This is a genomic window from Mesorhizobium sp. ISC25, from assembly GCF_042295465.1.
Taxonomy (GTDB): domain Bacteria; phylum Pseudomonadota; class Alphaproteobacteria; order Rhizobiales; family Rhizobiaceae; genus Mesorhizobium.
On the sequence record NZ_CP135441.1, the window covers coordinates 1,922,201 to 1,947,437 of the forward strand.

Annotated in this window: 26 protein-coding genes and 2 tRNA genes; 14 read left to right on the plus strand and 14 right to left on the minus strand. The window is 62.3% G+C overall.

What is annotated here, in order from left to right:
* Positions 1–59 precede the first annotated feature (59 nt).
* Together RQ479_RS09745 and RQ479_RS09750 are read left to right on the plus strand one after the other, a co-directional pair.
* Positions 60–305: a zinc-finger domain-containing protein gene (locus RQ479_RS09745; RefSeq protein WP_254820632.1), complete on the plus strand. Its 246-nt coding sequence runs from the start codon at positions 60–62 to the stop codon at positions 303–305.
* Between the two features lie 19 nt (positions 306–324).
* The gene (locus RQ479_RS09750; protein WP_376704932.1) at positions 325–1,557 is read left to right on the plus strand and encodes an FAD-dependent monooxygenase; all 1,233 of its coding nucleotides are present in this window, start codon (positions 325–327) and stop codon (positions 1,555–1,557) included.
* Positions 1,558–1,774: 217 nt separating this feature from the next.
* Here RQ479_RS09750 and RQ479_RS09755 read toward each other — a convergent pair whose 3' ends face one another.
* Entirely contained in the window at positions 1,775–2,446 is a 672-nt protein-coding gene (locus RQ479_RS09755; protein WP_376705898.1) for a TIGR02117 family protein, read from the minus strand.
* 104 nt (positions 2,447–2,550) lie between these two features.
* Here RQ479_RS09755 and RQ479_RS09760 point away from each other — a divergent pair, with 104 nt between their 5' ends.
* From RQ479_RS09760 to RQ479_RS09770, 3 genes are read left to right on the plus strand one after another with little or no spacing between them, the layout of a single operon-like run.
* Positions 2,551–2,814, plus strand: a complete 264-nt coding sequence (locus RQ479_RS09760; RefSeq protein WP_352468376.1) for a metal-sensing transcriptional repressor — start codon at positions 2,551–2,553, stop codon at positions 2,812–2,814.
* The gene (locus RQ479_RS09765) at positions 2,811–3,833 is read left to right on the plus strand and encodes a cation diffusion facilitator family transporter (RefSeq protein WP_376704933.1); all 1,023 of its coding nucleotides are present in this window, start codon (positions 2,811–2,813) and stop codon (positions 3,831–3,833) included. The genes RQ479_RS09760 and RQ479_RS09765 overlap by 4 nt, the downstream gene beginning before the upstream one ends.
* Positions 3,834–3,863: 30 nt before the next feature.
* Positions 3,864–4,577, plus strand: coding sequence for a nickel/cobalt transporter (locus tag RQ479_RS09770; protein ID WP_376704934.1), 714 nt, complete (start codon positions 3,864–3,866; stop codon positions 4,575–4,577).
* 51 nt (positions 4,578–4,628) lie between these two features.
* Here the strand turns inward: RQ479_RS09770 and RQ479_RS09775 are convergent, their stop codons facing one another.
* Positions 4,629–6,545 carry a DUF4396 domain-containing protein gene (locus tag RQ479_RS09775; RefSeq protein ID WP_376704935.1) on the minus strand — a complete coding sequence of 639 codons (1,917 nt, stop codon included), beginning with the start codon at positions 6,543–6,545 and terminating at the stop codon, positions 4,629–4,631.
* A 594-nt stretch (positions 6,546–7,139) separates the two neighbouring features.
* Here RQ479_RS09775 and RQ479_RS09780 point away from each other — a divergent pair.
* Positions 7,140–8,648, plus strand: a complete 1,509-nt coding sequence (locus tag RQ479_RS09780) for a multicopper oxidase family protein (protein WP_376704936.1) — start codon at positions 7,140–7,142, stop codon at positions 8,646–8,648.
* 13 nt (positions 8,649–8,661) lie between these two features.
* Entirely contained in the window at positions 8,662–9,102 is a 441-nt protein-coding gene (locus RQ479_RS09785; protein WP_352468380.1) for a YqaA family protein, read from the plus strand.
* Positions 9,103–9,227: 125 nt separating this feature from the next.
* On the opposite strand, the gene RQ479_RS09790 is transcribed toward RQ479_RS09785, so the two are convergent.
* The 4 genes from RQ479_RS09790 to RQ479_RS09805 all read right to left on the minus strand — a co-directional run bounded on the left by RQ479_RS09790 (position 9,228) and on the right by RQ479_RS09805 (position 13,488).
* A complete protein-coding gene (locus RQ479_RS09790; RefSeq protein ID WP_031194215.1) occupies positions 9,228–9,977 on the minus strand; it encodes an amino acid ABC transporter ATP-binding protein in 750 nt (249 codons plus the stop codon).
* Positions 9,978–10,046: 69 nt separating this feature from the next.
* The gene (locus RQ479_RS09795) at positions 10,047–11,204 is read right to left on the minus strand and encodes an amino acid ABC transporter permease (RefSeq protein ID WP_352468381.1); all 1,158 of its coding nucleotides are present in this window, start codon (positions 11,202–11,204) and stop codon (positions 10,047–10,049) included.
* 4 nt (positions 11,205–11,208) lie between these two features.
* The gene (locus RQ479_RS09800; RefSeq protein ID WP_376704937.1) at positions 11,209–12,396 is read right to left on the minus strand and encodes an amino acid ABC transporter permease; all 1,188 of its coding nucleotides are present in this window, start codon (positions 12,394–12,396) and stop codon (positions 11,209–11,211) included.
* Positions 12,397–12,459: 63 nt separating this feature from the next.
* Positions 12,460–13,488, minus strand: coding sequence for an amino acid ABC transporter substrate-binding protein (locus tag RQ479_RS09805; RefSeq protein ID WP_352468383.1), 1,029 nt, complete (start codon positions 13,486–13,488; stop codon positions 12,460–12,462).
* 427 nt (positions 13,489–13,915) lie between these two features.
* Between RQ479_RS09805 and RQ479_RS09810 the strand changes: the two genes are divergently transcribed.
* The 4 genes from RQ479_RS09810 to RQ479_RS09825 all read left to right on the plus strand — a co-directional run bounded on the left by RQ479_RS09810 (position 13,916) and on the right by RQ479_RS09825 (position 16,966).
* A complete protein-coding gene (locus RQ479_RS09810; protein ID WP_376704938.1) occupies positions 13,916–15,085 on the plus strand; it encodes a cystathionine beta-lyase in 1,170 nt (389 codons plus the stop codon).
* A gap of 254 nt (positions 15,086–15,339) precedes the next feature.
* Positions 15,340–16,011 (plus strand): RNA polymerase sigma factor, encoded by a 672-nt coding sequence (locus RQ479_RS09815; RefSeq protein WP_376704939.1) that lies wholly within the window; start codon positions 15,340–15,342, stop codon positions 16,009–16,011.
* A gap of 104 nt (positions 16,012–16,115) precedes the next feature.
* The gene (locus RQ479_RS09820; RefSeq protein ID WP_376704940.1) at positions 16,116–16,640 is read left to right on the plus strand and encodes a DUF4142 domain-containing protein; all 525 of its coding nucleotides are present in this window, start codon (positions 16,116–16,118) and stop codon (positions 16,638–16,640) included.
* An 11-nt stretch (positions 16,641–16,651) separates the two neighbouring features.
* Complete coding sequence (locus RQ479_RS09825; protein WP_376704941.1) at positions 16,652–16,966, plus strand: cupredoxin family copper-binding protein; 315 nt, start codon at positions 16,652–16,654, stop codon at positions 16,964–16,966.
* A 107-nt stretch (positions 16,967–17,073) separates the two neighbouring features.
* Here the strand turns inward: RQ479_RS09825 and RQ479_RS09830 are convergent, their stop codons facing one another.
* The 3 genes from RQ479_RS09830 to RQ479_RS09840 form a co-directional block, all read right to left on the minus strand.
* Positions 17,074–18,294: an anion transporter gene (locus tag RQ479_RS09830; protein WP_376704942.1), complete on the minus strand. Its 1,221-nt coding sequence runs from the start codon at positions 18,292–18,294 to the stop codon at positions 17,074–17,076.
* A gap of 60 nt (positions 18,295–18,354) precedes the next feature.
* Positions 18,355–18,431, minus strand: a tRNA-Arg gene (locus RQ479_RS09835).
* Positions 18,432–18,481: 50 nt separating this feature from the next.
* Positions 18,482–18,787, minus strand: coding sequence for an ETC complex I subunit (locus tag RQ479_RS09840; protein WP_023677641.1), 306 nt, complete (start codon positions 18,785–18,787; stop codon positions 18,482–18,484).
* A gap of 159 nt (positions 18,788–18,946) precedes the next feature.
* Here RQ479_RS09840 and RQ479_RS09845 point away from each other — a divergent pair.
* Positions 18,947–19,023 (plus strand) — tRNA-Pro (locus RQ479_RS09845).
* A 123-nt stretch (positions 19,024–19,146) separates the two neighbouring features.
* On the opposite strand, the gene RQ479_RS09850 is transcribed toward RQ479_RS09845, so the two are convergent.
* Complete coding sequence (locus tag RQ479_RS09850) at positions 19,147–19,974, minus strand: alpha/beta fold hydrolase (RefSeq protein ID WP_376704943.1); 828 nt, start codon at positions 19,972–19,974, stop codon at positions 19,147–19,149.
* Positions 19,975–20,104: 130 nt separating this feature from the next.
* Between RQ479_RS09850 and RQ479_RS09855 the strand changes: the two genes are divergently transcribed.
* Positions 20,105–21,115: a GlxA family transcriptional regulator gene (locus RQ479_RS09855; RefSeq protein WP_352469227.1), complete on the plus strand. Its 1,011-nt coding sequence runs from the start codon at positions 20,105–20,107 to the stop codon at positions 21,113–21,115.
* A 205-nt stretch (positions 21,116–21,320) separates the two neighbouring features.
* Here the strand turns inward: RQ479_RS09855 and hdaA are convergent, their stop codons facing one another.
* Genes hdaA through RQ479_RS09870 form a run of 3 tightly spaced genes read right to left on the minus strand, consistent with a single transcriptional unit; the run spans position 21,321 to position 23,798 of the window.
* Complete coding sequence (gene hdaA / locus RQ479_RS09860) at positions 21,321–22,022, minus strand: DnaA regulatory inactivator HdaA (protein WP_376704944.1); 702 nt, start codon at positions 22,020–22,022, stop codon at positions 21,321–21,323.
* 5 nt (positions 22,023–22,027) lie between these two features.
* Complete coding sequence (locus RQ479_RS09865; RefSeq protein ID WP_376704945.1) at positions 22,028–23,269, minus strand: AI-2E family transporter; 1,242 nt, start codon at positions 23,267–23,269, stop codon at positions 22,028–22,030.
* The gene (locus RQ479_RS09870) at positions 23,241–23,798 is read right to left on the minus strand and encodes a CDP-alcohol phosphatidyltransferase family protein (RefSeq protein WP_352469229.1); all 558 of its coding nucleotides are present in this window, start codon (positions 23,796–23,798) and stop codon (positions 23,241–23,243) included. Before RQ479_RS09870 ends, RQ479_RS09865 begins: the two co-directional genes overlap by 29 nt.
* Before the next feature lie 141 nt (positions 23,799–23,939).
* Here RQ479_RS09870 and RQ479_RS09875 point away from each other — a divergent pair, with 141 nt between their 5' ends.
* Positions 23,940–24,632, plus strand: a complete 693-nt coding sequence (locus tag RQ479_RS09875; protein WP_352518052.1) for a hypothetical protein — start codon at positions 23,940–23,942, stop codon at positions 24,630–24,632.
* 83 nt (positions 24,633–24,715) lie between these two features.
* Here RQ479_RS09875 and RQ479_RS09880 read toward each other — a convergent pair whose 3' ends face one another.
* Positions 24,716–25,222, minus strand: a complete 507-nt coding sequence (locus tag RQ479_RS09880) for a hypothetical protein (RefSeq protein ID WP_376704946.1) — start codon at positions 25,220–25,222, stop codon at positions 24,716–24,718.
* Positions 25,223–25,237: the final 15 nt, after the last annotated feature.

Here is a 25,237-nt window from a genome sequence, read left to right on the forward strand (position 1 = left end):
CGATCTTGCAAAGAGACGGGTTATGATCCAGATGCAATCGACAAGATCAGGAGGCGACGATGGCAGGCGGTTCCATTCCCCATTTCCAGAACGATGCGGGCTATCCGGCAATCGACATCGGCGTCAAGGAATTCATGTGCACCGGCGCCAATCCGCCTTTCGACCACCCGCATGTATTTCTCGATATGGGCGACGACAATGAAAAGGTCTGCCCCTATTGCTCGACGCTCTATCGCTATTCGCCAAAACTGAAGGCATTGGAAACGCAGCCGCCGGGCTGCCTCTATATCGACCAGGCCGCCTGATTCTTCCGCGACAAGCCTGATGCGAGAAACGCAGTCCCGGCAGGTCGTCATCGCCGGGGCGGGCGTCGCCGGGCTGACCGCGGCACTGGCCTTCGCCGAGCGCGGCTATCGGATAAAACTGTTTGAACAGGCGCAGCATCTCGAGGCTGCCGGCGCCGGTATCCAGCTTTCACCCAACGCGACGCGCATCCTACGGCAGCTCGGCGTACTCGATCGGCTGCTGGCGACGGCGGTGCGGCCGGAGGCGGTCGTGCTCAAGGATGCCGCCACGCTGCGCAAGCTGGCGCGCGTACCGCTTGGCCAGGCGGCCGAAACGCGCTGGGGAGCGCCCTATCTCGTTGCCCACCGCGCCGATCTGCAGTCAGCGCTGATGGAGCGAGTTTCGGAGCAGCCCGGTATCGATCTGATCGCTGGCTCGCGGGTGACCGACATCACAGCCGGACCGAAAGGTGTTGCCGTCACTGCATCGGTTGATGGCGAAACGGTCGAGGCTGGCTGTCTGCTGATCGGCGCCGATGGCGTCTGGTCGTCAGTGCGAGAAACGCTTGCCCGCAAGGCGGCCGAATTCGGTAGGAGCCGGTTTTCGGGCGAGCTTGCCTGGCGCGCCACGGTGGTCGCCGACAGCCCCGCCGGACAAACCTTTGCAGCGATCGGTGCGGCCGATTGCGTTACCGCCTTCCTCTATCCCGGCTTCCATATGGTCGCCTATCCGGTCAGCCGTGGCACTGCCTTCAATCTCGCTGCCTTCACCAAGGGCGAGCGCATCGCCGAAGACTGGTCGGGGAATGCCAACCACGCCAGCCTCGCCAGCGCCATGCGCGGTACCGCGCCGGCGCTGGCCCGTCTGGCGAGCGAGGCGGCGCCGTGGACGGCATGGCCGATCCACACCGTCGAGCAGCGGCGGTGGACGACGCCGGAAGGCATCGCGCTGATCGGCGATGCGGCGCATGCGATGACGCCGTTTGCCGCACAGGGCGCGGCGATGGCGATCGAGGACGCGGCGACGCTTGCCGGCTTCGTTGCCGCTTCGCCTGCCGATCTTGAGGGGGCGCTTGCCGCCTGGGAACAGGCGCGGCGGCCGCGCGTCGCCCAGGTCGCCCGCCGCGGCGCCGTCAACCGCCTCGCCTGGCACGCGGCCGGGCCGGTGGCGATGGCCCGCAACCTGTTCCTGGCAATGCGCTCACCCGAAAAGCTCGCCGCCGATCTCGATTGGCTCTATGGCTGGCGGGCGTTGGACGATGGCGCGCGATGATACGCACGACAGGCTGGCGGGACAGCGCCCCTCTCTATCCTGCCGGACATCTCCCCCACTTGGGGGGAGATTGGCCATCACATTGGCTTTCGCCAATCTTCAAGGTTGCACGACCTAGCAAGGCGCCGAAGCCGCTAATCTCCCCCCTCGTGGGAGAGATGTCCGGCAGGACAGAGGGGGCGCGAAGGATCGCGGCGTTGATCAGCCGGAACCCTCTTCAATTGTAAAGCCGCATCGACATGCCGAGCGAGGCCGGCAGCGGATTCCACCAGCCGGTGCGCAGGCCGGCCGTGCGCAGTGCCGCCGCCGTCCAGGTGTTGCAGCCGACCAGCGCGTTGAAATGACCGTTGGCCTCGAAAAACCGATCGAAACGCGAATAGGCCGCATTCTCGATCGGAATGGCACCGTTCGGCCCCAGCTGGAAGCTTGCCGCAATGTAATCGAGCAGCGCCGTAAACCGCTCCTCGCCAATGTCGAAACCCGCGACTTCGGGATGCGGTTCGGCGATTTCGCCGGAAATGTCGACATGCATCACCGAGGCATCGACGGTCAGCGCCTTCATCACCGGCATCGGCTTCAGCTCCGACCAGGTCGGCGTCTCCAGATAAAAGGCGCGGCCGCCCCAGCCGAAGACGATGTAGCGGACCTCCGCCATGTCGGCTGGAATGCCGGCATCGACCAGGAAATGGAAGCGCCGGCGCACATCATCGTCGACCGGGATCGCGATGTCGGTGTGGATTGGATTTTGCAGCACCAAGATGCGGTGGCTTGCGCCGATCGGATCGGCAACGGCCGCCGGCCAGAGCGGGCGCGGCAGCAGCGTGCCCAGCGCTACCGCTAGCGCTATTGCAACGGCCAGCAGGCCAAGAAAACGGGCAAGCTTCTTCATGCGGAAGGCATAGAACAAGCAATGCTCAAAATGAAGCCTTTCCGGAAGTTGCACAGCTGACTTAGAGCTTGACGCGTATCCTCCCCGGGAGGATATGCTGGGGCATGTCAGATCATCTCCACGCCTCGCATCCTTCGATCATAAAGCGCCTGAAGCGCGCGCAAGGCCACCTCACGGCGGTGCTGGCCATGATCGAGGCGCATCGCCCTTGCGTTGATCTGGCGCAGCAGCTTCACGCCGTCGAACGGGCCATCAGCAGCGCCAAGCGCGAGCTGATCAACGATCACATCGAGCATTGCCTGACGGACAGCGTGGAAACCGGCGGCAACTCGCTGGCGGAACTCAAGCAGCTGGCGAAATATCTATGAATGCCATCGTGGCCCGCATTCTGGACAGGCTCGGGTTCGGCTCGCACGCCGCACATCATCACGGCGGTCACGGTCCGCACGGTCACACCCATGGCGTCATCGATGCGACAATTGCCACCACCGACCGGGGCATCTGGGCAATCAAATGGTCGTTCGTGATCCTGGCCATCACCGCGGCATTGCAGACGGTCGTGGTTGCGTTGTCGGGAAGTGTGGCGCTGCTGGCCGACACGATCCACAACATCGGCGACGCGACCACGGCGATCCCGCTATGGATTGCGTTCGTGCTGGCGCGGCGCAAGCCGTCGCGAACCTTCACCTATGGCTTGGGTCGGGTCGAGGATCTGGCCGGCATCATCATCGTGCTCATCATCCTGTTCAGCGCTGTAGTCGCCGCCTACCAAGCCATCGACAGGCTGATCAATCCACAAGTGGTGACACACCTCGGCTGGCTGACTGCGGCGGGCATTGTCGGCTTCCTCGGCAATGAGGCGGTTGCCGTGTTCCGTATCCGTGTCGGCCGCGAAATCAACAGCGCGGCACTGATTGCCGACGGCTACCACGCCCGCACCGACGGACTTACCAGCCTTGCCGTGGTCATCGGAGCCATCGGCGTCTGGCTCGGCTTTTCCTTGGCCGACCCGATTGTCGGCCTGCTGATCACGATTGCGATCTTCGGTATCGTCTGGCAATCGGCCCGCTCGGTGCTGACCCGCATGCTGGATGGAATCGAACCCGGTGTGATGGATGAAATCCGACATGCCGCCGAGCATGTTGCGGGCGCACGCATTGTCGATGCCAAGGCGCGCTGGATCGGTCATAGATTGCACGCCGACATCGCAATTGCCGCAGACGAAACCCTGCCGCTGTCGGAAGCGAACAAGATCGCGGCAGCGCTGAAGGACGAACTGTCCCAGCATATGCCGGCCCTGGCTGAGGCGAATGTGCGGTTTTCAACCGTATATGGAGAGCACGACCGTCCTCACGAGCACACGCACGACCATGGCCACATGCACTGACGCTCGCCGATTTTCTGCTAGTCTCGTCCGATGTTCCAGACGCTCGTAGAATTTCAGCGCACGATCTATATGACTCTCGGCGAACAGATCAAGCTGCTTGCGGCCGGAGGCAATTGGCTGGCGTTCATGGCCTTCCTGCCGATGGGCGTCGTGTTCGGGGCTGCCCATGCGCTGACGCCGGGTCATAGCAAGGCGGTCCTGGCGACCTATCTTGCCGGTTCGGATGCGAAGGTCTCGCGCGGCCTGCTCGTATCTATGACGCTATCGTTCACGCATGTGACGATTGCCGTTCTGATTGCGGCTCTCTCGCTGCCACTGGTCTCCATAGCATTGGGCAGCGTTGGCCGCGCTCCGCTTCTGGAGCATATCAGTCGTGGGCTGCTCGGCCTCATTGGCGTCTGGATGCTCTGGCGCGCTTTGAGCCATAGCCATCACCACAGGCACGAAGGCGAGGCTGTCGGCGTGATGGCAGGCCTGATCCCCTGCCCGCTGACGCTTTTCGCGATGACTTTCGCGATCTCCAGGGGTGTTCCGGCAGCGGGCGTCCTGTTTGCCATCACCATGATGGTCGGCGTGGCGCTGACGCTGTCCTGCGTCGCCGTGTTGTCGATCGTGTTTCGGGAACGGCTTGTACAGTTTTTCGCGCGCCAGCCACGGCTGTTCGAAACCATCTCCCGGGCCATCGAGGCCGCTGCCGGTCTCGCCCTTGCCGGCGTCGCTGTCTGGCAGATCACATCAGCTTAAGAGAAAATATGGTTTCAGCCACTGCATGGGAACAAGCCTAGGCGACGCCGGTCATGTCACATCGATGACGACCATCAGCCCGCCTCCGCCCTTCTCCTCGACATTGTTGTTCGTGGTGTGATGCGGGATGTGGCAATGGATCAGCCATTTGCCCGGACGCTGCGCCTTCCAGATCACGTCGTAGCGCTGACCCGGCCCCACGTTGACCGTATCGGCAAGGAAACGACCCGAGGCAGGGATCGTCTCGCCGTCGCGGGCAACGACCTCGAACGGTCCGCCATGGATATGCATCGGATGGATGAAGCCGTTGTTGGTGCCGATGAACCGCACCTTGAGCGTCTCGCCGACCTTCATCGGGATCGTCTCGGTCGAGGGATAGGCCTTGCCGTTGATGGTGAAGAAATTCGGCATGCCGCCGTCCATCGGCATCGACGGGTAGGTCAGCCCTTCCCGCACCAGCCATTCCTGAAGCTCGATGACGTAATCATGGTCGGCCGCGACCTCATCGGCGGGATTGGCGGGATCGATGATCAGCGCACCGTAGAGGCCGAGCGCCTGGGTCCGGTCCGGCTTGGCATGGGGATGATAGAAATAGGTTCCGTGCTGGGTTGCGGTGAATTCGTATGAATAGGATTGCCCGGGCTCGATCGGCGACTGCGTGATCTCGGCCGGCCCATCCATCTGGTTCGGCAGGATCAAGCCATGCCAATGCACCGTCGTTTCCTCAGGCAGGCCGTTGGTGACGTTGATCCTGACCCGGTCGCCCTGGCGAATGTGAATTCGCGGGCCGGGAATCTGGCCATTATAGGCATAGGCGTCGACCGCGACGTCCGGCAGGATCTGCCAGCGGACCACCGAAGGCCTGAGCTCGAACACCTTGATGCCGTTCTCCATCCGAAACGGCAGGTCCTGGTCACCCTTTGCCGTCAGACCATAAGAGGCGGCCACGAGGCGCGGATCAGTGGCAGCCATATCGCGCATCGTATCGGCCGGCGTGTCGCGATCCATGATCATGCCTTGCGGCATGATCACCCCGCCGACGTCGCGTGCCGACAGCGTCAGGTTCAGCCAGTTCGCCGGCGCGATCATGCCGATGGCGAGCGCCAGCAGGGAGACGGCACCTAGGGCAGTGACCTGCGGCGTCGTGGCATCTGTCTCCATGTGATGGCCGCCGCCTTTGCCTTTGTGGGAAGCCATATCGTGGCGCTGCCCGCGATGTGCACTGGCGTCGGCCTGCTGCATTTGCATTTGCGCATGTTGCCTCGTGGCAGGCTGCTCTCGACCATCGATGCCGGCTGCCTGCGCGCGCTGCGTCATAAGCCCATGCTTCAGCCCCCGGGCGACCAGCCAGACATTGGCCGGGTAGGCAACCGCAAAGCCGGCGATGACACCGATCGACATTACACCCCAGAACAAAAGCTCCGTCGGTTCCATCGCACGCATGTCGCGGCCCATCATCAGAAAACTCATGACCGGCGCCATGCCGGCCATCATGAAGTTCATCGAGATGAATTCGGGCAGGAAGCTCTTGCGCACGTTCTCCCAATAGGTGCCGCCCATCATCGATTTCATGAATAGCGACTGGAAGATGAACAGGCCGAAGGCAAAGCCGGCGAGATATTCGACGATCAGGTCGATCCACATCGGCAGGCCGAGCGCCGCCGTGACGGCGGCGGCAAGAATGATGCCGGTGGCATCTCCGGCGACGCAGTGGATGGTGGAGCCGACGCCCTGTTTCCAGAGCGGCTGGGTGAAGAGTTCATGCTCGCCCGGCCGGGGCTCCTTGTCGGCGAGCACGTAGAGCAGCAAGCCGAGCGGACCCATATAGAGGGTAACCAGGATGAAGCCCCATTTCATCACCATCGGCTCGGGATTGTTGCGATATTGGTCGATGCCGACATAAAGCGTCGAAGCCAGCGCCAGCGCGAACCAGACGACGAGGAAATAATCGATCGGTTGGATGAGCATCAGGATGGACCCTTGACCTGTCGCCGCACGCGCCCACGCGGCTTGTTATACAACTCCTAATGGCAACAAACGCGGCTGGCGCGCTTATGATCCGCGTCGGCCGTGCGCTGTTCAGGCAGGCCAATTTTTCGTTGTAACCGACTGATCTGATGACGCCTGCCCGCAGCTCATTTCCGGAACTTTCAGTCTTATCATTGCGGCTCTCCTCTAGTGGGGTCGTTATGAGGAGTGGGGTCGTTATGAGGCTTCCCATCACAGGAAGGTCAAGGGCTTTTGAGCCAGCTCAAATCATCGCCGCCGTGCCGAGGCAGCACATCGCAAATTTGCCTCTTGACCTTCCCGTGATGGGAACCTTTATGTCGTGTGGCAACTGCCCGGTTGGAGTTGCAAGCCCATGACTGCCGTCACTCCTCGAATCCCAGACGAGCCTGTTTCCGCTCCCGCGATTCAGATTGGCACCGAGGGCATGACCTGCGCCCCCTATGTCGCCGGCTGGCATGACGTGACCGAGGCTAATGTGAATCTGGCTACGGAGCGTGCCACCTGAGTTATACCGCGTGCCGACGCGCGTGACCTTAATCTCGGAGACAACACATGGATCGACGCAGTTTTCTGGCGGCAGGCGTTGCCACGGTTCTCGCCAGCCCGCGCGCCATCGCCCAGATGAAGATGGACGAGATGCCCGGCATGGATATGGGCGGTCACACGGGCCACGACATGGACGGGGCACCAAAAAGCGCGGCCATGCTGCCTGAGGGCCAGGCGTTGCGCGAGTTGCCGCTGCTAGCCAATGAAGCCAATTCGCCCCGCCTGTTCAGAGCAAACCTCACGGCTGAACCCGCCATGGTTAGCTTTGCAGAAGGGCTCGACACGCCAATCCTTGGGTACAATGGCATGAGCCCGGGGCCATTGATCGAGGTGACTGAAGGCGACCGTGTCGAGATTGTATTCACGAACCAAATTCCTGAAGAGACGAGCACCATCCATTGGCATGGCATGCCGGTTCCGGCTGACCAGGATGGCAATCCGATGGACCCCGTTGCGACGGGCACGGAGCGCACCTACAGCTTCGAACTGCCCGAAGGAAGCGCGGGGTCGTACTGGTATCATCCGCATCCGCACGGCAAGACGGCCGAGCAGGTCTATCGCGGACTTGCCGGCGCGTTCGTGGTCAAGCCGAAGGCGGACCCGATCCCGGCCGAGTATGGCGACACTGTGCTGGTGTTCACAGACCTTCGCCTTGCCGCCGACGGCACCATGCCGGACAACACCATGGTCGATTTGATGAACGGGCGCGTCGGCGATCACGTGCTGGTCAACGGACAGAAAAATCCCGCGCTATCGGTCCCGTTTGGAACAAAGCGGCGATTTCGGTTCTACAACGCGACCAACGCGCGCTTTTTGCGGCTCTCCTTCGACGGCGCACCCATGACGATCATCGGCACCGAGGGCGGTCTGCTGGACGCGCCGGTGGCAGCCAACGATGTCCTGCTCAGCCCGGCGGAACGCCTTGAACTGATCGTCTCGTTTGAGAAGCGCGGAACCGTCACCCTGAACACGCTCGACTACGATCGCGGCTGGATGGGCGCAGGCCGCCCCGCCGATGCAGGCCTGGCATTGCTTACGGTCAATGTTTCGGACACGCCTGCAGAGGCGTTTCCTCCGCTGCCGGAAAAGCTTCGACCAATTGCGCAACTTGGCACCCCTGCCGTCAGCCGGCGTTTCGTGTTCACCGAAACGATGACGATGAGCGCGACGGATATGCAGATGGGCTTCCTGATCAACGGCGCGGCGTTCGACATGGGCCGCATCGACGTGGTGTCGAAAACAGGACAGGTCGAGCTCTGGGAAATCGTCAACAAGGCCGACATGGACCATCCGTTCCATGTTCACGGGACGCAGTTCCAGGTGGTCGAGCACGAACGTGGTGGGCAGGTCTCGAAACCGGCCTATCTCGGCTGGAAGGACACGGTCAACGTGGCGCGCGGCGAAACGGTGCGGCTTTTGCTGCGCCAGGATCGCCCCGGGCGGAGGATGTATCATTGCCACATCCTGGAGCACGAGCAGCTTGGCATGATGGGCGTCATCGACGTGCAGGCATAGCCGGTCGCTCGACGTGGCTGCACTGGCAATCTATGGCGCCCTGTTCACCAGCGCATTCCTCGCCGCAACCATCTTGCCGGTCTCGTCGGAAGTTGTGCTCGCCGGCTTGATCGCCGGCGGCCGTGGCGATCCGGTGCTACTGCTTGCGGTCGCCACAATCGGCAACACGCTCGGCTCGGTGGTGAACTGGATGCTGGGGCGTGGCATCGATACGCTGCAATCTAGGCGATGGTTTCCCATTACCCGTGAACGATACCAGCGGGCGAGCCGGAGCTTTCGCCGCTTTGGCGCGTGGCTGCTCCTATTCGCCTGGCTGCCGGTCGTCGGGGACGCCTTCACTGTCGCGGCAGGCGCGGCCCGCATGCATCTCGGCGTATTCGTGATGCTTGTCGCATTGGGCAAGGCTGCACGATATGCGGTGATCGTCGCAGGAGGATTGTGGGTGCTAAGATAGTTCCCGATGCTCGCCATCGACCAAAGGGCAGATCCTCCCGAGCACCACCGCTCGTCGAATACGCGCAAGGCCCGAGCAAGACAGAGAGCCTGGTCCGCCGGTCTTGTCCCGACCGGCGTACAGGATCAGTGCAAGATCTGCGACAGGAACAGTTTCGTGCGTTCGTGGCGCGGGTGGTCGAAGAACTCGGCCGGCGTGTTCTGCTCGACGATCTGGCCTTGGTCCATGAAGATCACCCGGTTGGCGACTTTGCGCGCAAAGCCCATCTCGTGGGTGACGCAGAGCATGGTCATGCCCTCCTCGGCCAGCCCGACCATCGTCTCCAGCACTTCCTTGATCATTTCCGGGTCGAGCGCCGAGGTCGGCTCGTCGAACAGCATGATGCGCGGGTTCATGCACAGCGAGCGGGCGATCGCCACGCGCTGTTGCTGGCCGCCGGAAAGCTGACCGGGATATTTGTTGGCCTGTTCCGGGATCTTGACGCGCGTGAGGAAATGCATGGCGATTTCCTCGGCCTGCTTCCGCGGCATCTTACGCACCCAGATCGGCGCCAGTGTGCAATTTTCCAGAATGGTCAGATGCGGGAACAGGTTGAAGTGCTGGAACACCATGCCGACCTCGCGGCGCACCTCGTCGATCTTCTTCAGATCGTTGGTCAGTTCCTTGCCGTCGACTATGATCTTGCCCTTCTGGTGTTCCTCCAGCCGGTTGATGCAGCGGATCATCGTCGATTTGCCGGAGCCAGACGGGCCGCAGATGACGATGCGCTCGCCGCGCATCACCTTTAGATTGATGTCCTTCAGCACATGGAATTCGCCGTACCATTTGTGCATGGCAATGATGTCGATGGCGACATCGGTGGTGGAAATGTGCATCTTGGCGGCATTGACCTTGATCTCTTCCGCGCTGACGGCGTTTTCTATGACCATGACAAGGTCCCCTTTTTAGCGTTTGTGGCCGGTGTCGAGACGGCGTTCCGTGTACATTGAATAGCGCGACATGCCGAAGCAGAACAGCCAGAAGATGAAGGCGGCGAAGACGAGGCCGGATCTGGCCGTCTGCGGCGTCGCCCAATTGGCGTCGGAGAAGTTCTGCTTGACGATGCCGAGCAGGTCGAACATCGAGATGACGATGACCAGGCTGGTGTCCTTGAACATGCCGATGAAGGTGTTGACGATGCCGGGAATGACCAGCTTCAGCGCCTGCGGCATGACGACCAGACCCATCTTCTGCCAGTAGCTGAGGCCGAGCGAATCGGCGCCCTCATACTGGCCTTTGGGGATCGCCTGCAGGCCGCCGCGCACCACTTCGGCCATGTAGGCGGCGGCAAACAGCGACACGCCGATCAGCGCGCGCAGGAACTTGTCGAAGCTGACGCCGGCCGGCAGGAACAGCGGCAGCATCACGCTGGCAAAGAACAGCACCGTAATCAGCGGGATGCCGCGTACCGTCTCGATGAAGATCACGCACAGCAGCTTGACGATCGGCATGTTCGAGCGCCGGCCGAGCGCCAGCACGATACCGATCGGCAGCGACACGGCAATGCCGACGAAGGACAGGCTGAGCGTCACCAGCAGCCCACCCCAACGCGACGTCTCGACATGCGGCAGGCCGAACATGCCGCCGACCAGCAGAACGAAGGCGACGACCGGCAGCGCCAGGAAGAGAAGAATGGCGTTCAGTCCTTTGCGCGGTACGCGCGGGATGAGCAGAGGCACCAGCAGTGCCACGAACAGGATGGCCACCAGGATCGGCCGCCAACGCTCCTCGATAGGATAGGTGCCGAACATGAACTGGCCGAACTTGGCGTTGACGAATGCCCAGCAAGCACCGGCCCAGCCATCCGGCTGGATGCCGCCTTGCGCCACGGTGGCGCAGACCGAGCGATCCGGTCCGGTCCACTGGGCGTTGATGAAGGCCCAATTGATGATTTGCGGCAGGATCATAGCGACCAGCGCGATGCCGACGATGGTCAAGATGGTGTCGCCCGTGGTGGCAATCAGGTTCTTGCGGATCCAGGCGGTGAGGCCACGCTCGCTCGACGGCGCCGGCTGCGCCAGCGTCATCTCCGTCCGCACCCAGGACATGTCGTGTTCCTGCATGGCCCTACCTCTCCACCAGCGCCATCCTGGCATTGACGACGTTCATGATCGCCGACGTGATCAGGCTGAGCGCGAGATAGACAGCCATCATGATCACCACGCCTTCGACCGCCTGCCCGGTCTGGTTCAAGACAGTGCCGGCAGTCGCCGTCAGGTCGGGGTAGCCGATGGCGATGGCGAGCGAAGAGTTCTTGGTCAGGTTCAGATACTGGCTGGTCAGCGGCGGAATAACGATGCGCATCGCCTGCGGCACGACGACAAGCCTGAGGATCGATCCCGAGCGCAGCCCGAGTGCCGCGGCCGCCTCGGTCTGGCCCGTGCTGACGCCCCTGATGCCGGCGCGCACGATCTCGGCGATGAAGGCGGCCGTATAGCAGGACAACGCCAGATAGAGCGACAGGAACTCCGGCCTGACCTGAAAGCCACCGACCAGGTTGAAGGTCGATTGTTTCGGGAATTCGAAGCTCAGCGGAAAGCCGCTCAGCGCGTAGGCCAGCAGCGGCAGGCCGACCATTAACGCTATGGATGTCCAGAGCACCGGGAACGGCTGACCCGTCGCCATCTGCCGCTGCCGCGCCTTGCGGGCAACGAACCAGGCCATGGCAATGCCGAGGAGCAGGGCGACCAGGATCAGCCAGGAGCCTTCGCCCCAGACAGCGCGCGGAAAATAGAAGCCGCGCTGGTTGAGAAAGGAGCCGAACGGCAAATTGATGCTCTCGCGCGGCGGCGGCAGCACAGCAAGCACGCCGGAATACCAGAAGAAGATGACCAGCAGCGGCGGGATGTTGCGGAAGACCTCGACGTAGACAGTGCAGATCTTCCTGATCAGCCAGTTGCGCGACAGTCGGCCGATGCCGACGATGAAACCGATAATGGTGGCGGTGATGATGCCGACGACGGCAACGATCACGGTGTTGATAAAGCCAACCAGGATGGCTCGGAAATAAGTCGAATCCGACGAATAAGCGATGGCGCTTTCGCTGATGTCGAAACCGGCGCGGCCCTTGAGAAAGCCGAAGCCGGAGGCGATGTGCAAGCGCGCCAAATTGACGATGACGTTGTGGGTAACCCACCAGACTCCCGCCACCAGCAGGACGAGGACCACTGCCTGAAAGAATATACCGCGGACGCGAGGATCATTGATGAAGGAACCGCGGCTTGGCTCCTCGCGAAGAACTTCCTGCGATGCCATTCGACAGTCCCCTGGAAAGAGAGACCGGAAGGCAGACGATCTGCCTTCCGGATCCATTTTCGATCAGCGGATCGGCGGAGCGTATTGCAGACCACCCTTGGTCCACAGCGCGTTGATGCCGCGCGCGATCTTCAGCGGACTGCCCGAGCCGACATTGCGCTCGAACATCTCGCCGTAATTGCCTACAGCCTTGACGATGTTGACGACCCAGTCGTTGGAGACGCCGAGATCGGTGCCGATCTTGGTGTCGGCTTCTTGGCCGAGCACGCGCTTGATCTCGGGACTATCCGAGTTCTTCATCTCGTCGACATTGGCCTTGGTGATGCCGAGCTCCTCGGCGTCCAGCAGCGCGAAATAGGTCCACTTGACGATGTGGTACCATTGGTCGTCGCCCTGACGCACGGCCGGCCCAAGCGGCTCCTTGGAGATGATCTCGGGCAACACGACATGGTCGGCCGGCGCACCGAGCGTCAGGCGGATGCCATAGAGGCCCGACTGGTCGGTGGTGTAGACGTCGCAGCGGCCGGCGTCATAGGCGGCGTTGACCTCTTCCAGCTTTTCGAAGACGACCGGGTTGTACTCCATCTTGTTCGACTTGAAATAGTCGGCAAGGTTGAGCTCGGTCGTGGTGCCGCTCTGCACGCAGACCGCCGCGCCCGAAAGCTGCAGCGCCGAGTTCACGCCCGGAAGCTTCTTCGCGTTGATCATGAAGCCCTGGCCGTCATAATAAGTCGTGCCGACGAAGTTCAGGCCGAGTGCGGTGTCGCGATTGATGGTCCAGGTGGTGTTGCGCGACAGGATGTCGATCTCACCCGACTGCAGAGCGGTAAACCGCTCCTTGGCGCTGAGCGGCGTAAACTTCACCTTGGTGCCATCGCCGAACACGGCGGCTGCCACAGCGCGGCAGAAATCCGCGTCGATGCCTTGCCACTCACCCTTGTCGTCCGGCGCCGAGAAGCCGGCCAGACCGGTCGAGACGCCGCATTGGATGAAGCCCTTCGCCTTGACATCGTCGAGCGTGGCTGCCGAAGCCGCCGAAGCCGCGAATCCAAACGCGGCGGCGCCCAAAATGCCGATTGCAATGTGTTTCATGACCCACAGACCCTTTTCTGTTTTTTCCAGGCGAACCTGACTTTTTCCCGTGTGAACGCAGCTATGTATTCCGGCCCGTTACCGGAATCCCGCATCGTAACCGACGCGCTGCCTCCCATTCACGAACAACATCGAAGGCGATTATTCCTGTGAGGTCAAGGGAAATGACCGAATCCGAAAGACTTTGAAAACCCATCGCCTGAAATGCCTGAAATTGCAGACAAACGCGCTCGCAAATTGGTCAGCGCGCCAATAAAGCCGGCAAAGTCCGACCGTGACTTGCCAAGCACACCTGGCAACCGTCCAGAGGATCTACGGCGCACTGCTGAATTGGCATATTCAAGACCTTGGCCTGGCGAGTGCGGTGCGGTTGCGCGGCCAATGCCGCCGCACTATGGCTAACGACCTACCCATGGGACGAAAAGCAATGGCAAAAGACGGCAGCGAGATGGGCATCAACACGCGGCTCGCCCATTCCGGCAACAACCCGCATGACTATTTCGGCTTCGTCAATCCGCCGGTGGTGCATGCCTCGACCGTGCTTTATCCCAATGCGGCGGCGATGGCTTCACGCAGCCAGAGATACACCTACGGAACGCGCGGCACACCGACCACCGATGCGCTGAACAGCGCGATCGATGCGCTGGAAGGTTCGGCAGGCACGGTCGCGGTACCGTCCGGCCTGGCGGCGGTGATGCTGCCGCTGCTCGCCTTCCTGTCGGCCGGCGATCATCTGCTGATCGTCGATTCCGTTTATCATCCGACCCGCAACTTCGCCGACACGATGCTGAAGCGGCTGGGCATCGAGGTCGAGTATTACGAACCGCGCATCGGCGCCGGCATTGCGGCGCTGATCAAGCCCAACACCAGGGTGGTGTTCACCGAATCGCCGGCCTCCAACACTTTCGAGGTGCAGGACATACCGGCCATCGCCACGGCAGCACATGCCGCCGGCGCCATCGTCATGATGGACAACACCTGGGCGACGCCGCTCTACTTCCGCCCGCTCGATCATGGCGTCGACATCTCGATCCATGCGGCGACGAAATACCCGGCCGGCCATTCCGACGTGCTGCTCGGCACGGTCTCGGCCAACGCAGCCTGCTGGAAGCAGCTTTGCGAGACGTTCAACACGATGGGCTGCTGCGCCGGGCCGGATGACGTCTACCAGGTGCTGCGCGGCCTGCGCACAATGGGCGTGCGGCTGGAGCGCCATCAAAAGAGCGCGCTTGCTCTCGCCGGCTGGCTGGAGGGTCAGCCGGGCGTAGCGCAGGTGCTGCATCCGGGGCTGCCCAGCCATCCCGACCACGCTTTGTGGAAGCGCGATTTTTGCGGATCGAGCGGCATCTTCTCCATCGTTCTTGCAGGCGGCGGACAGAAGCAGCAGCACGCCTTCCTCGACGCGTTGAAGTTTTTCGGCCTCGGCTATTCGTGGGGCGGCTATGAGAGCCTTGCCGTGCCGGTATTCCTGGGCGACCGTACCGTCGCCAAGGGCCCGTATGACGGGCCGCTGGTGCGCCTGCAGATCGGGCTCGAGGATGTCGAGGATTTGAAGGCCGACTTGGCGCGCGGGCTGGCGGCTGCCGCAGAGGCCTGAGCCAGCACCTTTCCAGGCTGAGCCAGGAAATCGGCGTAACAGCCTGGAAAAATTGCGATCCTGAGCGATGTCATGGCGACCGACCAGCCGATGAACCGGGCGTCTACAAAATAGAGACGCCGCTGTGGTGGAAGCAGTAGAATAGCCTCTGCCGGCGCTTGATACGGATCGAGGCTGGCCGGCGGATTCGTCGGGAACCTTTTGCCGGGCGATGCATCCAATGTCGCGATGAGAAGCCTATCAGGAGATCGGCCATGCCTGCTGCGTTGACGGCAACGCCCGCCGCTTCCGGCGACATGCAGCTTGTCGGCCGCGCACTGGCACGCGATGGCGATGCATTCCGCACCATCATCAAGACGCACAACCAAAGGCTCTACCGCATCGCCCGCGGCGTGGTGCGTAACGACAGCGAGGCCGAAGACATCGTCCAGGAGGCCTATGTCAGCGCCTTTGCCCATCTCGAGGCCTTTCGCGGCGATGCCTCGCTCGCCACGTGGCTGTCGCGTATCGTCATCAACGAAGCGCTCGGCCGCTTGCGCAAAAAGCGGCGAATGGTAGCGATGCCTGAAAACCCGCAAGCCGAAATCATCCGGTTTCCCCTCAACCCGAGCGACGATCCGGAGCGGACGATGGCGCAACGGCAGATCCTTGAGCTTGTCGAACGGGCAACCGACAGTCTTCCCGATATCTACCGGATGGTGTTCGTGGCGCGAGTCATCGAGGGACTGAGCATAGAGGAGACCGCCGAACTGCTTGGCGTGCGACCAGAAACCATCAAGACCCGGCTCCACCGCGCCCGTGCGCTGGTTCGCAAGGCGCTGGACGACCAGATCGGCCCGGTGCTGCTCGACGCCTTTCCGTTCGCGGGCCGGCGCTGCGAACGGCTGACCAATGCCGTGATGCAGCGGCTTCGTCTTTCCGGATAGGTCGCGCCGATTTTCGCGGGAACGTTTGCCGGCGACCTGCATCCAATGAGCGTCACTGAAAACGAAGCCCGATGCAGTTCCGCGTCGGGGCGAAGGAGAGCATCATGTTTATTCGATCGACCACGGCACTGGCCGCAGTTTTCCTGCTTGGCGCAGCGCCCTTGTCGCAAGCTGCCGACAAACCGACCGATCCGCAGATCGCGCATATCGCCTACACAGCGGGCGTGCTTGACGTCGAGGCGGCCAAGCAGGCGCTGAAGAAATCGAAGAACAAAGAGGTCGTGGATTTCGCCAAGGACATGGTGCGAGATCACGAGGCGGTCAACAAACAGGCTCTCGACCTGGTCAAGAAGCTCAAGGTCACGCCTGAGGACAATCCGACCAGCAAGGCGCTGACCAAGGCGGCGGCTGAGGAACGTGCCAAGCTTGCCAAGCTCAAGGGCGCCGCGTTCGACAAGGCCTATGTCGCCAGCGAAGTGGCCTACCACAAGCAGGTCAATGGCGCGCTCGAAACACTGCTGATTCCGTCGGCCAGCAATGCCGAGCTGAAAAGCCTGCTGGAAACCGGCCTGAAAATATTCCAGGGCCACGAACAGCACGCCGAACACGTCGCCGGCATGCTGAAGTGAGGATTGGGCCAATGGTGTCGAGGCGGCATCTGTGGGTTGCGCTGGCGCTGACCATGGGCGCCGCACCGGCCAAGGCCGAAACCATCGAGGTGACGATCGACAAGCTTGTGTTTTCGCCGGCAAAGATCGAGGCGAAGGTCGGCGACACGATCAGGTGGGTGAACAAAGACGTGTTCGCCCACACGGCAACCGTCAACGGCGGCTGGGAAGTGATGATCCCGCCGAAGAAGGCGGCGAGCCTGACGGTGAAGAACGAGGAATCGGTCGATTATTTCTGCCGCTTCCATCCGAACATGAGAGGCCATCTCACGGTGACATCACCATGACTGGCTAATGCATGTCGCGCAAAAGTGTGCAGCGTTTTGCGATAACGACATGCATACAACAATAGCCTGCAGCGTGTCGCATGCGGCCGGTCGAATGCGACGCGCTTTTAGGCCGCCAGCCATGCCGTCCCTACAAGAAGCGTGACCAGCGTCAGCGGCAGGCCGACCTTGAAGAAGGCGATGAAGCCCAGCGGTTTGCCGGAGACCCGCGCGTGCTCGGCAACGATCAGATTGGCGACCGAGCCGAGCAGCGTGAAATTGCCGGCCAGCGTCGAGCTCATGGCGACGACCAGCCAGGCCCGCTCGGGATCTTCCAGTCCGGGCACGAATGGCTTCAGCGCCAGCACGGCCGGGACATTGCTCATGATGTTGGACAGCACTGCGGTGAAGCCGGACAGCCGCCAGACATCATTCAGCCCAAGGTCTTTTGCCGAAGCGACGATGTCGGGCGTAAGCAGCGTCTTCTCCGCCCCGGCGACGACGATGAAAAGCCCGGCGAACATGAACAGCAGCGGCCCATCGATCTCGCGATAGATGCGCTCAGGCTTGATGGCGCGGGTCAGCAACAGAATGGCGCCGCCGATCAGCGCCGCCTTGGCTACGGGAACGCCGGCAAAGAAGGCGATCGCCAAACCGATACAGACGACCACCGCCTTGAGCACCTGTCCCGGCAGCATGCGGCCGCGATAGACTTCGGGGCTGAGCTCGGCCTTGCGCGAAAATTCGGCGCGGTAGACGATGCGGATGATGACGACGACGGCAACGAGGCCGAATGCCGCGACCGGCGCCAGCGCCGCCGAGAAGGCCGGATAGGAAATCCCCGACAGGGCGCCGATGACCATATTCTGCGGATTGCCGGTGATGGTGGCGACACTGCCGCAATTGGATGCGGTCGCCGTGGCGATCAGGTAGGGAACCGGGTTGCGGTTGATAACGCGGGTGACGTGGACGACGATCGGCGCCATGACCAGGCAGATGGCGTCGTTGACGAGGAATGCCGACAGGACGCCGGTCAACAGCGTCACCATCACCAGCAGCATGAACGGCGCATGCGCATGCTCGATGGCGAACCCGCCGAGCGCGCGAAAGGCGCCCGACACTTTCAGATGCGCCACGACGATCATCATGCCGAGCAGAAGCGTGATGGTGTCGAAGCTGATGGCGCGGTAGGCGTCTTCCATGTCGAGCGCGCCGATGGCGATCATCGCCGCACCGCCGAGCAGCGCGATGCCTGCCCGGTCGAGGCGCAGCCCGGGTACCCTGCCGACGGCAACGCCGGCATAGGTCAGGACAAGGATCAGCAGTGCCGCCGCGCCCATCGCTGTCATGCTTCGGAAATCCTGTTCGCGACTGGCGAGTGAACCTGTCCGGAATGGACCTAAAAATATTGGCGATCCCGACAGGATTCGAACCTGTGACCATCGGCTTAGAAGGCCGGTGCTCTATCCAGCTGAGCTACGGGACCGCTGGCCGGCCGCATGACCGGCGGATTGTGCCGGCGGGGCCGGTATGGGATCAATGCGTCCAGGGCGTCCTGCGGTCATAGCGGAAATTCTCCGCATAGGAAATCTGGCGGCGCTTGATTTCCTTCGGCTCCTCGACGCGGAAAGCCAGCCCTTCCTTCTCGGCATAGGCGACCGCCTCTTCTCTTGTGTCGAAGGTCAGCCTGATCTGGCTTCGCATGTCGCCGGACGTGGTGTAGCCCATCAGCGGATCGATCTTCTTGCGCTGCTCAGGATCGAATTCCAGCACCCAATAGCCGGTCTTGGCCTTGCCGGACTGCATCGCGGTTTTGGCTGGGCTGAAAATGCGGGCTGACATGACCACCTCATTGCTTGTTGCAAGCACACGACCCCGAGACCAGATTACTGTTCTCTGGCATGCACTAGCCCGTCATTACTGCGCAATGCCGCCGGCAGCAAGGCCGATGGCTTTTTACGCTTGCTTTGGCGGGCCGAAATCAATAGGCAACAGACCGTTCGGAGTGTAGCGCAGCCTGGTAGCGCATCTGGTTTGGGACCAGAGGGTCGGGAGTTCGAATCTCTCCACTCCGACCATTCATCAGGCGAATCTCGTCGGCTGCGCAAGCGGATCGCGCTCGAGTGTGTCTCCGTCGCCGGTCATGCTTAAGTGACGGACGGACAGCACGAGCCCGCGCTGCCCGTCCGACATGTAAGCCGTCAGCCCTGGATGAAGGCCAGCAGATCCGGATTGATGATCTCCGGGTGGGTGGTGCACATGCCGTGCGGAAGGCCCTTGTAGACCTTGAGCGTGCCGTGCTTCACCAGCTTGGCCGCAAGCAGCGCGGAATCGGCGATCGGCACGATCTGGTCGTCGTCGCCGTGCATGATCAGGACGGGCACGTCGATCTTCTTGAGGTCATCGGTGAAGTCGGTCTCGGAAAAAGCCTTGATGCAGTCATAGTGGGCCTTGGCCCCACCCATCATGCCCTGGCGCCACCAATTGTCGACGGCGCCTTGCGAGATCTTGGCGCCGTCGCGGTTGAAGCCATAGAACGGGCCGGCCGGCACATCCCTGTAGAACTGGGCGCGGTTAGCGGCCAGAGCCGCGCGAAAGCCGTCGAAGACTTCGATCGGCAAGCCGCCGGGGTTGCTGTCGGTCTTGACCATGATCGGCGGCACGGCGCCGATCAGCACCGCCTTGGCAACACGGCCTCCGCCACCATAAAGCGCGACGTAACGCGCCACCTCGCCGCCACCGGTCGAATGGCCGATGTGGATCGCATCCCTGAGATCGAGATGCGCGGCCAGCCCCGCGACGTCGGCGGCGTAGGTGTCCATCTCGTTGCCGGTCGCGGTCTGCGACGAGCGGCCGTGGCCGCGGCGGTCGTGTGCGATGACGCGATACCCCTTTTCGAGGAAGAACAGCATCTGGTTGTCCCAGTCGTCTGAGCTCAGCGGCCAGCCGTGATGGAACACGATCGGCTGGCCCTTACCCCAATCCTTATAGAAAATCTCGGTGCCGTCATGGGTGGTGAATGTGCTCATCGTCCTACTCCTTGATGGAAAAGTTGGGGGTAACAGGGAAGCTTTTAGCCCCCTTCAGCTGGACAAATTATAACAGTGCGGTCAGGGTGAGCATTGGCAAAACGGACATTCAACGTGGCAAAACTGACAAATGACGGCTGCGCGTGATCTGATCGAAATCGGCCTTGTCTTGTATCCCGGCGTGCAGGAAGCAGCCGTGCTCGGCCTGACCGATCTTTTCATGCTGGCAAACCGGCTGGCTGTAGAGCGGTCGCCAGAGGCGGCGAGGCTTCGGGTCAGCCATTGGCGGCTGCAGGAGAGCGCCGTCATCCGCGTTTTCGACAGCGAGCCCGGGGACAGCGGTCCAACTCGGGGCAATGGACCGGCCATGGTCATCCTGCCGCCGACCCTGCTGCAGCCGATCCCTCGCGAGGCGGCCGCGCCCTATGCCGGCTGGCTCAGGGACCGCCACACGGCAGGCGCGACGCTCGGTTCGGTCTGTGCCGGCGCCTTCGTGCTTGCCGAGACCGGCCTGTTGTCCGGTCGCGCGGCGACAACGCACTGGGCCTATCGCGACGCGCTGGCGCTACGCTTTCCAGACATCCTGCTCGACGCCGACAGGCTGGTCATCGACGATGGCGACATCATCACAGCGGGCGGCTACATGGCCTGGACCGACCTCGGCCTGAAGCTGGTGGACAGGGTGCTCGGGTCGGCCGTCATGATGGACACGGCGCGTTTCATGCTGGTCGACCCGCCGGGCCGCGAGCAACGTTTTTACAGCCCGTTTGCGCCGCGGCTGACCCATGACGACGAAGCGATCCTCAAGGTGCAGCATTGGCTTCAGGCGAACGGCGCCCGCGATGTGACGCTCGGCGCCATGGCCGAGCATGCCGGGCTGGAGGAGCGGACTTTCCTGCGGCGCTTCCGCAAGGCTACTGGCCTCAGGCCGACCGAATATTGTCAACACCTGCGCGTCGGCAAGGCGCGCGAGATGCTGGAAACCACGATACTGTCGATCGACCAAATCGCCTGGGAGGTCGGCTATGACGATCCCGGCTCCTTCCGTAAAGTATTCGCCAGGATAACCGGGCTGGTGCCCGGCGATTATCGCCGGCGCTTCGGCGCGGAACGAGCGGCGCTTGCGAGAGACGAAAGCTGAGGCCCAGCCGCCGCGCAATGGCGCTATCGATTCGATGCTGCCAAAGGCAAGCTCGCCGGGAAGAGAACCCCAACCACCCATCTCCCGGCGAGCCTACTTACCTGATTGATACGCAATCAGGACCGGGATTAGCCGGCAAGCTCCTTGCTGCAAGACCGATGCCAGCCTTTTTTCTCGAAATGGGACAGTGGCGGAACTGGAATCGTCAAATCTCGAACTCGCCCTGCCCTTCGTCCATGGCGCTGACCGTCTCGGCTGCCAGGGCGCGGGTGATCGGCGTCTTGCGCTCGAGCGCGGTGCGGTCGAGCCGTTCGACCACGCGCATGGCAGTGGCCAGCGAGCGCTCGATGCGGCGTACCAGATATTGCACGACATGCGGCTCGACCTCGACCTGGCGATCGGCGAACAGCTTTGTGATGACGCCGGCCAGCAGAAGATCGTCGGGCTCGTGGATCTCCACGGTCGCCGCGGCCTTGAGCCGCGACGCCAGGTCGGGCAGCCTGACGCCCCAGGCGGACGGGAAGCGCCGCGCCGTCAACAGCAAGCTCGAGCCGGCGCCGCGCACCGCGTTGATCAGGTGGAACAGGCCGTGCTCGTCGACCGGGCCGGCATCGACGTCGTCGATCAGGGCCGGGCGCGGGCCGAGGGTTTCGATGCAGTCGCCGATGCGGCCGGCCTCCACTTTCACGGCGCCGGCACGGGTCCGCCAAATCGAGGCCAGATGGGTTTTCCCCGAGCCGGCCGGCCCGGCCAGCACGACGACCGGCGAGGGCCAGTCCGGCCAGCGGTCGACAAGCGCCGCGGCCTGGCTGTTGGTGCTGGAGACTACGAGCTCGTCGCGCGAATAGCCGGTGCCGTGGCCTAGATCGAGCGGCAATTGACGCGGCGGATCGATCTTGTGCGGCATCTGGCTCAACCGCGCGCGCCCCCGCGGCGGCGCACCTGCAACGGCGGCACCGGCTCGTCGGCATGGCCCTTGTAAAGCGGCGATTCGAGATAGCGCGCGATGGCGAAACGCACCAGAACGGCAACGGCGGCGGAAGCCGGCACGGCAATCAGCAGGCCGACGAAGCCGAACAGCGCGCCGAAGGCAAACAGCGCAAACATCAGCCATACCGGATGCAGGCCAACGCTTTTGCCGACCAGCCTGGGCTGCAGGATGTTGCCCTCGATGAACTGGCCGACGAAGAACACGCCGGCCACCGCCGCGACCATGGTCCAGTCTGGCCAGAACTGGACGAAGGCGACGCCGACGGCCAGCACCAGGCCGGTCAGCGAGCCGACATAGGGGATGAACGAGATTAGACCGGCGAACAGGCCGATGAGAATGCCAAAATTCAGTCCGGTCAGCGTCAGGCCGGTGGCATACATGGCGCCGAGCACCAGGCACAGCGTGCCCTGGCCGCGAACGAAGCCGGCGGTCGCCGTGTTGATGTCCCTGGCGATCGTCCTGACGGTCTTGACGTAATCGCGCGGCACCCAGCTATCGACGATTGCCACCATGCGGTCCCAGTCGAGCAGCATGTAGAAGGCGACGACCGGCGTCACCACGAACAGGCTGACCACCGAGACCAGCGCCACGCCGGAGCTCCAGATCGAGGTGAAGACCGTGGTCAGGAGGCCGAAGCCGGAGGTCAGCAGCGAGTTCAAGCCTTCGCGCAGGCCGTTGGCGTCGACGCCGAATTTTTCTTCCAGCCATTTCGGGTCGAAGCTGGTGATCAGGCCCTGCAGCCGGGTCAGATAGTCCGGCAGCTTGCTGGCGAAATCAGCCATCTGCGAGGCGAGTATCGGAACCAGGATGACGACGGCCAGCACCAGGACGACGATGAAGGCGATGAGGATGACCACCGTTGCCATAAGCCTGGACAGGCCGAGCCGCTCCAGCCGGTCGGCGACAGGGTCGAGGAAATAGGCGAGCACCATGCCGGCAACGAAGGGCAGAAGTATGCCGCTGAAGACATAGAGGAAGACGGCGAGGATGATGGCGCTGACCAGCCAGAAGCGGATCTGCCGGCGAAACGACGCCGATGCCGCAGCCTCCGCTGCCGCGGCTTCGGCCTCGGCGTCGATGGACCGTTCGTCAGGTGCCCGGTGTTCAGGTGCCCCGTGTTCAGGTGCCCCGCGTTCAGGTGCCGGGTGTGGAGCCTTCGCCATAGCCGCTCATATGCCTCAGCCAAGCCACGAGATAGGCCGCGGCCGAAGCCACGGTCAAGACCCCGGACAGCAATATGAGGGCCGGCCTCAGCGGATCGAGACGGATGTCGAAGGCGAGTTCGCCAAGCACCACTGCCGCCAGCACGATCTGGATCGCGGTGTTGGCCTTCGACACCAGGAGCGGCTTCATCTCGACGGGATGCGCCATGACGGTGGATAAAAGCACGGCGCAGACGATCAGTGCGTCGCGCGACACCATGGTAACGACCAGCCACAGCGGCAGTTCGCCGCTAAAGCCCAGGACCACGAAAACCGAGACCAGCAGCAGCTTGTCGGCCATCGGATCGAGATAGGCGCCGAGCCTGGAAAACTGATTGAAATGGCGGGCGATGAAGCCGTCGACCCCGTCGGAAATGCCGGCAATGAGGAAGCCGGCAAACGCCCAGTCCCAGCGATCCTGCAGCATGGCCAGCACCACGGCCGGCACAAGCACGAAGCGCATGATCGTGATCATGTTGGGGATGGTCAAACGCATTATCCCGTCGCTCTTGTTTGTCGATACATGATGGAGATGGAGGGTCACGGCAAGTGAGAAGCGACAAAAGTTGGGCCGTGCACGGGTTTGTCGAGAGCGCACTGGCAGCGAAGCTGTTTTGGAACAAGCGGCGCAGTGGCTGGACTCTTCGGCAACCATCAAGGCACCATGGCGCAACAAAGAGGGAGTGGAACCTTGTCTTTGGCCGTTGGCGAAGCGCGTAAGTATCTCGATACGTTCATGACGGGACATGGCTTTCGCCGCATCCGGAAAGGCGTCTTCGAAGTCGACCGGAGCGACGATATCAGCCTGATTCTCGAAGAGGCCTTTACTGCGAGCTATGGCGATGTTCATGTGAACATGCTCGTTTACCTGGATTTTCTTACCGTCAGGCCGTTGCTTGAAAGGCTGTACGGCAAAAAATGGATCTGGCCCGGACTGTCGCAGTTTCATCCTGAAACGATATTTAACAATGAGCTGAAAGCTTATGCTCGTTACTTCGAGCACCTTGACCAGACGAGCATAGATAGGTTGCTGGGGAAATATGTCGAGCTGGCGCGACGGATCAGGGCTCAGAACCCGGACCTCGCCAGTTACGTCGCCGGACATAGCGAGTTGCTCGACAAACCTTACGAATTCACACAGCCCTTCGCAGTTCGGATCCTCGCGCTGATTGCCTGCGAAATCGAACTTGGGCACTACGAGCGGGTGAAGCAGGCTGTGCACTGGATTCGAACGAACAATAGCGGAATAGCGCTGAGCGGCTACGCCAAGGCACAACTCGACCGCGTCGACATGGTTCTGGCGGAACGAGAGGGGCGTCCGTAAGGGCGGCAACTTGGGCGACTGTCCACTCTTTTGTCGAGCCAAGACCGTCTGATCCCGCCGTCATCCTTGCGAGGTGCGGCCGTTCATGCGAAGAGCCCGGGAAAGCAATAGCTTATTTTCCCAACTGCCGAACGACGATGGCGCAGAGAATCACAATCGCTTGGCGAGTCACGCTTTGCTATCTGGCCGGACTGACAGAAAGTCTCCTGGCTTTCGCATCCTTCGGAACCCCGCACCGCTACATAGCGACGCAAGATCTTCTGTGGGCCTTCGCTCTTGAGCTGGCCGTGGGCGTGGTCGTCTCTTGGCCCCTTTGGCTGACGGCTGCGGTCATGGCATTCCTGTTCGCGAGGTCGGTCGTTGCAAATCCAGGTCTGTGGGCTGCCGCGGCGGCTTTGGTCGCCGCCGGCTTCTCGTATGGAATCCTGCCCTTCGACGGCGAAATCAGGTCTCTTGCCACCGTCGGTGGCCTCGCCGCAATTCTGGCGGGGATTTCTTTTTACTGTTGGAGTATATCGCGCCCGGTTCCGCCGGTATCCAACTGAAAACACCATCATCGCGCGCTTGCCTTGCGGGGCAAAACCGTTCATGCGAAGAGCCCGCAA